Origin of the sequence: Actinomycetospora sp. (genome assembly GCF_036497585.1) — a bacterium.
Lineage (GTDB): Bacteria > Actinomycetota > Actinomycetes > Mycobacteriales > Pseudonocardiaceae > Actinomycetospora.
Window position 1 is genome coordinate 1 of the sequence record NZ_DASXJD010000101.1, and the last position, 9,742, is coordinate 9,742.

Annotated in this window: 15 protein-coding genes and 1 pseudogene; 12 read left to right on the plus strand and 4 right to left on the minus strand. The window is 75.2% G+C overall.

Going from position 1 to position 9,742, the window contains the following annotated elements:
- Window positions 1-151 (minus strand): annotated as a pseudogene (locus VGH76_RS09665) (DNA-binding response regulator); the annotation flags it as partial.
- 156 nt (window positions 152-307) lie between these two features.
- Between VGH76_RS09665 and VGH76_RS09670 the strand changes: the two are divergent.
- The 6 genes from VGH76_RS09670 to VGH76_RS09690 all read left to right on the plus strand — a co-directional run bounded on the left by VGH76_RS09670 (window position 308) and on the right by VGH76_RS09690 (window position 3,091).
- On the plus strand, window positions 308-757 hold the full coding sequence (locus tag VGH76_RS09670; protein ID WP_331556447.1) for a thioredoxin family protein: 450 nt from the start codon (window positions 308-310) through the stop codon (window positions 755-757).
- A gap of 49 nt (window positions 758-806) precedes the next feature.
- Window positions 807-893: a putative leader peptide gene (locus VGH76_RS27960; protein ID WP_414637700.1), complete on the plus strand. Its 87-nt coding sequence runs from the start codon at window positions 807-809 to the stop codon at window positions 891-893.
- 150 nt (window positions 894-1,043) lie between these two features.
- Window positions 1,044-1,886: a sulfurtransferase gene (locus VGH76_RS09675; RefSeq protein ID WP_331556448.1), complete on the plus strand. Its 843-nt coding sequence runs from the start codon at window positions 1,044-1,046 to the stop codon at window positions 1,884-1,886.
- Window positions 1,886-2,185 carry a DUF1416 domain-containing protein gene (locus tag VGH76_RS09680; RefSeq protein ID WP_331556449.1) on the plus strand — a complete coding sequence of 100 codons (300 nt, stop codon included), beginning with the start codon at window positions 1,886-1,888 and terminating at the stop codon, window positions 2,183-2,185. Before VGH76_RS09675 ends, VGH76_RS09680 begins: the two co-directional genes overlap by 1 nt.
- 136 nt (window positions 2,186-2,321) lie before the next feature.
- Window positions 2,322-2,447, plus strand: coding sequence for a hypothetical protein (locus VGH76_RS09685; RefSeq protein WP_331556450.1), 126 nt, complete (start codon window positions 2,322-2,324; stop codon window positions 2,445-2,447).
- 17 nt (window positions 2,448-2,464) lie between these two features.
- On the plus strand, window positions 2,465-3,091 hold the full coding sequence (locus VGH76_RS09690) for an FABP family protein (protein ID WP_331556458.1): 627 nt from the start codon (window positions 2,465-2,467) through the stop codon (window positions 3,089-3,091).
- Window positions 3,092-3,103: 12 nt separating this feature from the next.
- On the opposite strand, the gene VGH76_RS09695 is transcribed toward VGH76_RS09690, so the two are convergent.
- A complete protein-coding gene (locus VGH76_RS09695; RefSeq protein WP_331556451.1) occupies window positions 3,104-3,748 on the minus strand; it encodes a hypothetical protein in 645 nt (214 codons plus the stop codon).
- A gap of 51 nt (window positions 3,749-3,799) precedes the next feature.
- Complete coding sequence (locus VGH76_RS09700; RefSeq protein WP_331556452.1) at window positions 3,800-4,537, minus strand: hypothetical protein; 738 nt, start codon at window positions 4,535-4,537, stop codon at window positions 3,800-3,802.
- Between the two features lie 147 nt (window positions 4,538-4,684).
- On the opposite strand from VGH76_RS09700, the gene VGH76_RS09705 reads away from it, so the two are divergent.
- From VGH76_RS09705 to VGH76_RS09720, 4 genes are all read left to right on the plus strand, one after another.
- Window positions 4,685-5,149 (plus strand): Fur family transcriptional regulator, encoded by a 465-nt coding sequence (locus VGH76_RS09705; RefSeq protein ID WP_414637699.1) that lies wholly within the window; start codon window positions 4,685-4,687, stop codon window positions 5,147-5,149.
- A complete protein-coding gene (locus VGH76_RS09710) occupies window positions 5,146-6,291 on the plus strand; it encodes a folate-binding protein (RefSeq protein ID WP_331556453.1) in 1,146 nt (381 codons plus the stop codon). The genes VGH76_RS09705 and VGH76_RS09710 overlap by 4 nt, the downstream gene beginning before the upstream one ends.
- Window positions 6,288-7,235 (plus strand): threonine ammonia-lyase, encoded by a 948-nt coding sequence (locus tag VGH76_RS09715; protein ID WP_331556454.1) that lies wholly within the window; start codon window positions 6,288-6,290, stop codon window positions 7,233-7,235. The genes VGH76_RS09710 and VGH76_RS09715 overlap by 4 nt, the downstream gene beginning before the upstream one ends.
- 89 nt (window positions 7,236-7,324) lie before the next feature.
- Complete coding sequence (locus VGH76_RS09720; RefSeq protein ID WP_331556455.1) at window positions 7,325-7,894, plus strand: aerial mycelium formation protein; 570 nt, start codon at window positions 7,325-7,327, stop codon at window positions 7,892-7,894.
- Window positions 7,895-7,955: 61 nt separating this feature from the next.
- Here the strand turns inward: VGH76_RS09720 and VGH76_RS09725 are convergent, their stop codons facing one another.
- Window positions 7,956-8,891 (minus strand): hypothetical protein, encoded by a 936-nt coding sequence (locus VGH76_RS09725; protein ID WP_331556456.1) that lies wholly within the window; start codon window positions 8,889-8,891, stop codon window positions 7,956-7,958.
- A gap of 137 nt (window positions 8,892-9,028) precedes the next feature.
- On the opposite strand from VGH76_RS09725, the gene VGH76_RS09730 reads away from it, so the two are divergent.
- On the plus strand, window positions 9,029-9,217 hold the full coding sequence (locus VGH76_RS09730; RefSeq protein WP_169187062.1) for a DUF3073 domain-containing protein: 189 nt from the start codon (window positions 9,029-9,031) through the stop codon (window positions 9,215-9,217).
- Window positions 9,218-9,365: 148 nt separating this feature from the next.
- A complete protein-coding gene (locus VGH76_RS09735; RefSeq protein ID WP_331556457.1) occupies window positions 9,366-9,584 on the plus strand; it encodes a DUF2945 domain-containing protein in 219 nt (72 codons plus the stop codon).
- Window positions 9,585-9,742: the final 158 nt, after the last annotated feature.

Sequence of the window (9,742 nt, forward strand, 5' to 3'; positions counted from 1 at the left end):
GGCGGGCATCGACGAGGACGGCGTCGTGCGGTCCGGCGTCGAGGAGCGCGGCCACTTCGGGCGCCGCGGTCCGGAGCCCGTGGGGTAGCAGGGTCAACGACGGCAGCACTGACGTCGGTTCGGGGTCGGCGGTGAGCAGCAGGAGCTCCACGCGAATCTCCCTCCACAGTCGTGCCGGTCACCATAGCTGTGTTCACCGCGCTGTCACCCGGTCGCGCGTTCCATGTCACGTGGGGCCCACTCTCTACGCTGGTCCGTGTGCGGACGGGCGGGTCCGCGCACCGAGAGCCGTGGGGAGTGGTGCGTGATGACGGCGGCCGTGGTCACCCTCGCCGTCATCGTCGTCGCGGGGGCGGTCGTGCTCGCCGTCGGGATGCTGCGCCGGCGGAGGCCGGCGACCGGCCCGGCCTCCGGCACGAGCGAGCCCGAGACCCCGCCGGCCGGCATGCCGTTGCCCACCGACCTCGCCGCGCGCGAGGGCGGCCTCGTCCTGCTGCAGTTCTCCTCGGCGTTCTCCCGCCCCTGTCGCGACACCCACGGCGTGCTCGACGACGTCGCCGCCGAGCTGCCCGGCCTCGTCCACCGCGAGGTGGACCTGGCCACGCGCCCCGAGCTGGTGCATCTGCTGGGCGTCAGCGACACCCCGACCACGCTGCTGGTCGACGGCCGGGGACGGGAGCTGTTGCGGGTGAGGGGCGTGCCGCGCCGGGCGGCGCTGGTGAGCGCGATCGCGCCGCACCTCCCGGCGAGGGATTGATCCAGCTCACGGATGACCTCCGGGGGTCGCTCCCGGTAGCGTGGCCGCCGTGGACGAGGGCCTGACACGGCGGCGCGCGGTGGACCTGTGCCGCGTCGACAGCTGCCTGTGTCCCGGTGCCGGTCGCGCGGCCTGAGGCCACCACTCCCGGTGCTCGCCGGATCGGTGCCCGCGCGGCGGCACCCCGTGGGTCGCTCGTGACCGCGGGGACACCTCCCCTGTCGCTTTCCCAGGCGCCCGCCGCGAGCCCGGCGGGCCGGAAGTCCATCCCGATGAGGAGTCACGTATGAGCCGCCAGGACGCCCTGGTCACCGCCGACTGGGCCGAGGAGAACCTGGACGCACCCGGAGTGGTGTTCGTCGAGGTCGACGAGGACACCACCGCCTACGACGGGGGCCACATCCCCGGCGCGGTGAAGCTCGACTGGAAGACCGAGCTGCAGGACCCGGTCCGCCGCGACTTCGTCGACAAGGCCGGCTTCGAGGAGCTGCTCTCGTCGAAGGGCATCTCCAACGACGACACCGTGGTGCTCTACGGCGGCAACAACAACTGGTTCGCCGCCTACGCGTACTGGTACTTCAAGCTGTACGGGCACTCCGACGTGAAGCTGCTCGACGGTGGGCGCAAGAAGTGGGAGCTCGACGGCCGCAAGCTCGACGCCGCCGTGCCGGAGCGCAAGAACACGGACTACAAGGCCCAGGAGCAGGACCTCTCGATCCGCGCGTTCCGCGACGAGGTCGTGAACGCGATCGGGTCCAAGAACCTGGTCGACGTCCGCTCGCCCGACGAGTTCTCCGGCAAGCTCCTCGCCCCCGCGCACCTCCCCCAGGAGCAGGCGCAGCGCGGCGGCCACATCCCCGGCGCGCTCAACGTGCCGTGGTCGAAGGCCGCGAACGAGGACGGCACCTTCAAGTCCGACGAGGAGCTCCGCGAGCTCTACGGCACCGAGGGCCTCGACTCCTCCCGCTCGACGATCGCCTACTGCCGCATCGGCGAGCGCTCCTCGCACACCTGGTTCGCCCTGCACGAGCTGCTGGGCGAGTCCGACGTCAAGAACTACGACGGTTCATGGACCGAGTACGGCTCGCTGGTCGGCGTGCCGGTGGAGACGGGAGACGGCAAGTCCTGATGTGTGGATCCCCTGACCAGAACGCGGACCTGCCCGCCGGCACGGACCTCTCCAAGGAGTCGGTGCTCGTCGGCAAGGTGACCAACAGCGGCTCGCCCGTCGGCGGGGCCTTCGTCCGGCTGCTCGACTCGACCGGTGAGTTCACCGCGGAGGTCGTCTCCTCCGCGACCGGCGACTACCGGTTCTTCGCCGCGCCGGGCAGCTGGACCGTCCGGGCGCTGTCGCGGTCGGGCAACGGCCAGACGGACGTGTCCGTCGGCGGCCCCGGCCTGTATACGACGGAGGTGCCGGTCGGCTGAGTGCCGGCCCCGGGTGGCAGCAACGGCACGTTCCTGGCGTCCGACGCGAGGACGGCGCCGTTCACCCATCGGACTCGCCGACGCCCGTCCCGCCCCGTTCCCGGGGTGGGGCGGGCGTCGTCGTTAGGGTGGCGCGGTGGCCTGGGTCTACACGGTCCTCCTCGCCGCGTGCAGCGCCGGGATCCTCTCCTACGCGCTGCTGCTGACGAGGCGGCTCTTCCGCGACGAAAGCACGAGCAGCACCACGGAGCGATCGGCGTGAGCGAGTCCGGGGCCGACATGCCCGAGGGCCTGTCCGGCAACGAGGCCATCCGCGCCGCCGAGGAGCGCGCGGAGCACACCCGCGAGCGCAACCTCCCGGCCTGGGGGGACCTGCCGGTCGCGGACGACACCGCGAACCTGCGGCTGGGGCCCGACCTCAACGACGCCCTGCTCCCGCTCCTCCCGCTGATCGGGGTGTGGCGCGGGGAGGGCGAGGTCGTCTACCCGACGATCGAGGGCCCCTTCCACTTCGGGCAGCAGATCACCGTGGCCCACGACGGTCGGCCGTTCGCGTCCTGGGAGGCCCGCTCCTGGCTGCTCGACGGCCCGGGCGGCCAGGTCGTGCGGCCCGCGGCCCGGGAGGTCGGGTGGTGGCGCCCGCAGCCCGACGGGACGATCGAGCTGCTGCTGGCCCACCAGACCGGCGTCGTGGAGATCTTCTACGGGGTCGCGCGGACGCAGACCTCGTGGGAGCTGCAGACGGACGCCGTCGTGCGGACCGCCAGCGCCAAGGAGGTCACGGCGGCGACGCGGCTCTACGGCATCGTCGACGGCGGGGACCTCGCCTACGTCGACGAGCGCGCCATGATGGGCCAGGACCTGCAGCCGCACACGTCGGCGCGGCTCACCCGCGTCGCGGGCTGAGGCCCCCGGGGTCTAGGACGACGGCGTCCCCGCCCACGCCGGGGCCGTGCCCGCCGGCTCCTCGTCCGCCGGCTCCTCGTCCGCCTGCTCCTCGTCCGCCTGCTCCTCGTCCGCCGCGGTGACCGCGGCGCGGGTGTGGTCCGGGAGGACCCCGAGCGTGGCCGCGACGAGGCCGCCGAGCTCGTCCGCATCCACCCCGCACAGCCGGGCGACGGCGGGCGCGGGCACCCCGCTGCGCAGCAGCGAGACCGCCACCCGCCCGGGCTCCTCGCCCCGCTCGAGGGCGCCGACCCCGGCGAGCGCGGCCCGTGGGTCGTCGACGAGCGCCGCGAGCAGGCGCGTGACGGCCGGGTCAGGGGCGGCATCCGACGTCGGCCCGGCGCCCGCGTCGCGGGACACCGCCGGCTCGCTGACCGGGTCGTCCTCGACGACCGCAGCCGGGGCGCGGCGCGGGACCGCCGGCTCGGTCACGGGGTCCTCGTCGGCCGCCATCGGGACCAAGCCGGCCGCCACCCCACGCTGCGCCCGCGACGCCCGCCGCCCGGCCCGGGCCCCGGCGACGAGCAGCACCACCGCGATCACGAACAGCACCACCGCGACGACGATCCACGTCGTCGGGGTGTGCAGCAGACGCTCCCACGTCGCACCCGCGTCCATGACCGGCCAACCTACGCGCCCGGCCACGGACCGCGGTCCGCGATCGCCCGCTCAGGCGCCCGCCGCGTCGTCCTGACCCGTCGAACGGCTCTCCGGGGCGGGTTTCGGGGGCGGACCGGGGCGCAGCGGCACCGGGCCGCCCGGCGGCACCGGACCGTACGGCGGCCCGTAGGGCCCGCGCGGACCCCGCTGCGGGCCCGGGCCCCACGGCCGGGGCGGGGAGCTCGGCCGCCCGGAGTTCGCGACCAGCTCGTCGAGGTGGCCCTTGACCCGGACCAGCTCGTCGAAGACCGAGTCACGCTGGGCGCGGAGGTCGGCGAGCGCGGCCCGGGACTCGGCGTGCTCGGCGAGCAGCGACTCCGCGGCCTTGCTGCGCACGAGCTGCGCCTCCTGCTCGGCGGCCTGCAGGATGCCCCGCAGCCGCTCGTTGAACGCGTCCACGCCGCCGCGGCCCTCCGGGCCGGACCCGTCGGCGGGCGCCGGGGAGGCCGCCGAGGCGTCCACCGGCGGCGGCATCGTGGCGGCGCCCTCCTGGAGCGTGGCTGCGAGCTCGCCGCGTGGCGGCGCCGCCTCCGGCGGATCGGACCGGCGACGTTCCCGGACGGCGAGCTGCGCCCGCAGCTGCGCCACCATGCGGCGCAGCCCGGCCACGTGCTCGTCGACCTGGGTGCGGTCGTATCCCCGCAGGACGACGTCGAAGTGTGGCCCCTCGGCCTCCTCCGGGGCGTCCGGCAGATCCAGGTAGTGCTCGGCGTCGGGGGGAGTGCGGCCCCGCTCACCCGTCGTCATACATCACCTCGTCGGGGCCCGGCTCCAGGTGCCGGGCGTGGTGTCGATGGTAGGGACGGGTTCCCACCGGACGCGAGACGCCGAACGGCCCTTCCGGGTCTCCCGCGGCCCTCGGCCGGGGTCGCCGGCGCGCCTACGATCGGGAGGGTGGACACCGAACTGCGCCAGACGCTGCACCGCCGCGGCCTGCGCATGACGCCGCAGCGCCAGCTGGTGCTCGACGCGGTCTCCGACCTGGGGCACGCGACCCCCGAGGCGATCTGCGCCAAGGTGCAGGAGATCGCGCCCGCGGTGAACATCACCACCGTGTACCGGACGCTCGACCTGCTCGAGCAGCTCGGCATCGTCCGTCACACCCACCTCGGCCACGGCGCGCCGACCTACGCGACCGGGGAGCACGAGCACGTGCACCTGGTGTGCCACCGCTGCGGCACGGTGGACGAGGTGGACGCCACCCTGCTCGACGACCTGGCCGGGACGCTGGCCCACCGGGCCGGCTTCACGCTCGACCCCACGCACGTCGCCCTGTCCGGCCTGTGCGCCCGCTGCGACGCGGAGAGCGACGTGGAGCCGGCCGGCCAGGCCGCCACCCCGGCGAAGGGACACGCATGACCCGCTCACCCCTGCTGGACCTGCCCGGCGCGATCGGCCACCCCGACGGCGACGCCGGGGGCCCGGACGCCGACGTCGCGGCCCACCACGGCGACCCGTTCGCCGAGCAGCGCGCCGCCTCGCGCCGCGCCGTCGTCGTCGACCGCTCGCACCGCGGCCTCGTCCTGGTCACCGGTCCCGACCGCGGGAGCTGGCTGCACCTGCTGGTCTCCCAGCAGGTGGCCGACCTGCCCGAGGGCCACGGCACCGAGGGCCTCGTCCTGGACGTCCAGGGTCGCGTCGAGCACCACGCGGTGATCGGCCACGTCGACGGCGGGCTCTGGCTCTCGGTGGAGCCGGGCACCGCGCCGGCGCTCGCGGCCTACCTGGAGTCGATGAAGTTCTGGTCCGACGTCACCGTGCGGGACGCGACGGACGAGTTCGCGCAGCTCGCCGTGCTCGGGCCGCAGGTCACCGACGTGCTCACCGCCGCGGGCGTCGAGGTCCCGAGCGACCCGGAGGGCGTCGTGGCGCTACCGGGCGGCGGCGTCGTGCGCCGCGTGCCGTGGCCGACCGAGACGACGTCGGTGGACCTGCTCGTGCCGCGCGCGCAGCTCGTCGACTGGTGGGAGCGGCTGCGCGGCGCCGGAGCGGCCGCCGCCGGCCTCGACGCGTTCGAGGCGCTGCGGGTGGCGGCGCTGCGCCCCCGCCTGCACGTCGACACCGACGAGCGCACGATCCCCCACGAGGTCGGCTGGATCGGCGCGGCGGTGCACCTGACCAAGGGCTGCTACCGGGGTCAGGAGACGGTCTCGCGGGTGGCCAACCTCGGCCGGCCGCCCCGGCAGATGGTGCTGGTGCACCTCGTCTCCGGCGACGACGCGCTGCCCCCGCCCGGCACCCCACTCCTGTCCGCCGAGGGCGGCCGCGCCGTCGGCCGGGTCGGGACGGCGGTGCGCCACCACGAGCTCGGCTCGGTCGCACTCGCGCTGGTCAAGCGCTCGGCGGTCGCGGGGACGGGCGACTCCGGGCCCGCCACGCTCTGGGTCGCCGACGACCGCGACGAGGGCTCGCCCGGTCCGGCGACGATCGACCCGGACTCGGTCCCCCCGGACAGCGGCGAGCCCCCGGGTCGGGCGGCGGTGCGGCGGCTGCAGGGGTGAGCACGCGCGGCGGTCTGGTCACCCGGGTCGCGGTGGACGCCGCGGCCGCGGTGCTCGACGGGGTGGCGGTGCGGACCGCCGTCGAACCCCTCGACGCCGTGCCGGGGCTGCTGCTCAAGCGGGAGGACACCCAGCCCGTCGGCGCGTTCAAGCTCCGCGGCGCGTTCCACGCGGCTTCCCGTCTCGACCCGGGGGTGCGGGCCGCGGGCCTGGTGACCCACTCGTCGGGCAACCACGGCCGGGCCCTCGCCTGGGCGGCGGCCCGGCTCGGGGTGCCCGCCACCGTCGTCGTCCCCGACGACGCCGTCGCCGCCAAGGTCGAGGCGATGGCCGCCCTCGGGGCGCGGCTGGTGCGGGTCCCCGTCGACGACCGCGAACGCGCCGCCGACGCGGTGGTCGCCGAGACCGGCGGCGTGCTGGTGCCGCCCTACGACCACCCGGACGTGATCGCCGGCCAGGGCACCGTCGGCGCCGAGATCGCCGCGCAGGTGCCCGACGTCGACCGCGTCCTCGTCCCCGTGGGCGGGGGCGGGCTGATCTCCGGGATCGCGGCGGCGCTCGCGGGCACCGGGGTGTCGGTGGTGGGCGTGGAGCCGGAGCTGGCCGGCGACGCCGCGGAGTCCAAGCGCCGCGGGGAACCCGTGCGCTGGGACCGGGCGCGGGTGGCGCGCACCGCCGCCGACGGGCTGCGGGCTGCCCGACTGGGCGAGCTCACGTGGCCCCACGTCGAGGCGCTCGTGGACGACGTCGTGACGGTGTCCGAGGCCGCGATCGAGCGGGCGGCGCGGCTGCTGCACGCCGCGGGCGTGCCCGCCGAGGCGAGCGGCGCGGTGGCGACGGCGGGCGCGCTGGAGCACCCCGCGCTGGTCGGGATGCGGACCGTCGCGGTCGTCAGCGGCCGCAACGCCGACCCCGGCTGGGTGGCGCAGGTCCTCGCGGCGTGACGACCGGCGCCCGCTCGGGGTCGTCCGGTCGACGCGTGCCCCGCTGGGGTGGGTGACATCGCGGGGCGGTGTCCCCCACCATGGAGGCCATGATCGAGTTCCGACAGGGTGGTCGGCGGCGCATCGACCGCGTCCTCGACCCCGGCTTCCTCGCCGCGATCCGGGACCGGTCGCTGGACGAGCTCCGCGCGATGCGCGACGACGCCGCCCAGGAGGAGACCGACCTCTCCTACCTGCGCCGCCTGCTGCACGCCCGCATGGACATCGTGCGCTTCGAGGAGCACCGCCGCGCCGACGGCGGGGACGACGCCGAGGGCTCGGTGATGGACGCGCTGCCGCGCATCCTCGCCGACAACGCCCTGGGCCCGGCCGCCGGACGCGGACGGCACCAGACCGTGGAGCCCTCCCGCGCCGAGTCGCACCGCCGCCACGTCGAGGCGCTGCTGGCCGACACCGGCCTGTCCGACGTCTCCGGCCTCTCCAACGCCGAGCTGACCGAGTGCACCGAGGCCTACGCCGCCGAGGAGGCCTCGGTGTCCGACCATCGCATCCGGGTGCAGCAGGTCATGGACGCCTGCAACGACGAGATCGCCCGCCGCTACCGCGAGGGTTCCGCCTCGGTCGACGAGCTGCTGCGTCGCGAACGCGAAGGTGCCTGACGGCATGTGAGCACTTTCGGTGGCTATAGCGACGGAAAGTGCTCACATGGCCTCCGGCCACCTAGTTGGCACGCTCCCGGATCGCCCGGCTCGCCCAGAAGTCCCGCAGCCGCCGGTAGCTCGCCATCGCCTTCTCCGCGTCGCCCTCGCGGAGCGCGTCGAGGGCCTCGCCGACGTCCTCGGCCGAGGTGTCGGCGGCGAGCGTCTCGTCGTCGAGCAGCTGCACCAGGCCGCCGTAGTCCAGCTCGACGAGCGACCCGGCGTCGAAGTGCCGCAGCCACCGGGCGGTGTCCCGCAGGACCTCCGAGGGGCCGCCGTCACCGAGTGCGGAGCTGAGCAGCTCGGCGGCCGAGTCTGCGCGGGCGAGCGCGTCGGCCATCGGCACCCGCCAGTAGCACCGCCGGCGGACCCCGGAGCCGACCGGCGCGTCCGCCGTCGCGGGGTCGTCGCGGCCGAGCACGAGGACCCGGTCGGCAGCCTCGACGAGGACGAACCACGGCAGCGGCACCGTCCAGGTGGCCGACACGACGTGCGTTGCGCTCTCCCCGAGCTCGGCCACGACTGCCTCGGCCCGCGAGCGGGCGGCCGACTCCTCGTCGTGCAGCGCCGCCGCGCGCAGCACGGGCGACTCGGTCGAGAGGAACCCGACGAGGGCCGCGGCGGCGCGGGGCCGGGTGTCGAGCGGGCAGACCAGCGTCGTCGGGCCGAACCGCGACGGCGACGGCGAGGCCTCGCCGGGCGCCGGGGCGTCCGCGCCCTCGGCGAGCAGGACGTCGGCCGGACCCTCGGTGGCGGTCCCGTCGATGCGCTCCCCGGGCAGCAGACGCACCGGAGCGCCCAGCTGTGCTCGGAGACACACATCCCTTTCGCGGACCCCGGCCTGGGTGGCCGGGACGGCTCCGCGGGCCAGTCCGGCCCGCACACGCTGGGCCAACGGCCCCGGCAGCGCCCCCAGCGGTTCGTAGACGCGGAGGTAGCAGGCGAAGGGGGCTGGCACGGGCGCGATGGTGCCATGTCACGTCGCACGCCCGTTCGGACACACGGTATGCTCGGGTCACGAGCATTGCTATGAGATGAGGGGGGCCGCCGGGACCGTCCGGCCGCCCCCCGCCCTGTTCGAGGGGGTCATTGCCCATGGGACGCGGACGAGCCAAGGCGAAGCAGACGAAGGTCGCTCGCGAGCTCAAGTACAGCTCCCCGACCACCGACTTCGACGCCCTCCAGCGGGAGCTGGCCTCGGGAGACCCGTTCTCCCGTCACGCGGGAGACGAGGACGACCACGTCGACTCCCGCTACTCCGAGTACAGCTACGAGGAGCGCTGACCCGACCGGGTCTGGCCTCTCCGGGCTTCACCTCCCTGATCGCCGGGCACCCCGCCCCGTCCGCCGGCTCGTACCCGGGCCCTTGGACGGGGCGGACTTCGGTGCGCCCTCGGGTGCACGGTGTCGAGGAGATCAGGGGACGGGGAGCATGGCGAAGGCCTCCAGCGAGGGCGACCAGGTCGAGTGCAACTGGGGAAACGGCAAGGGTGAGGCCACCGTCAAGGAGGTCCACACCGAGCGGGTCGAGCGCACGATCGCCGGCAAGAACCAGACCCGCAACGGCTCGCACGACAACCCGGCCTACGTGCTGGAGCAGTCGGACGGCCGGCAGGTCCTGAAGCTCCACAGCGAGCTCGGGAAAGCCTGACACCGCGCCGCTGACGGCCCAGTGAGGCTTCGCCTCGGACCGCCGAGGTGCGTGGTGGCGTGCTGAGGTCATGATCCACTCGGTCTGGGCCAGGCTCACGCACGGACCTGCGGTCATGATCGACAGACCGCCGCCACCCGCTGCGCCGAAGTCCGGCC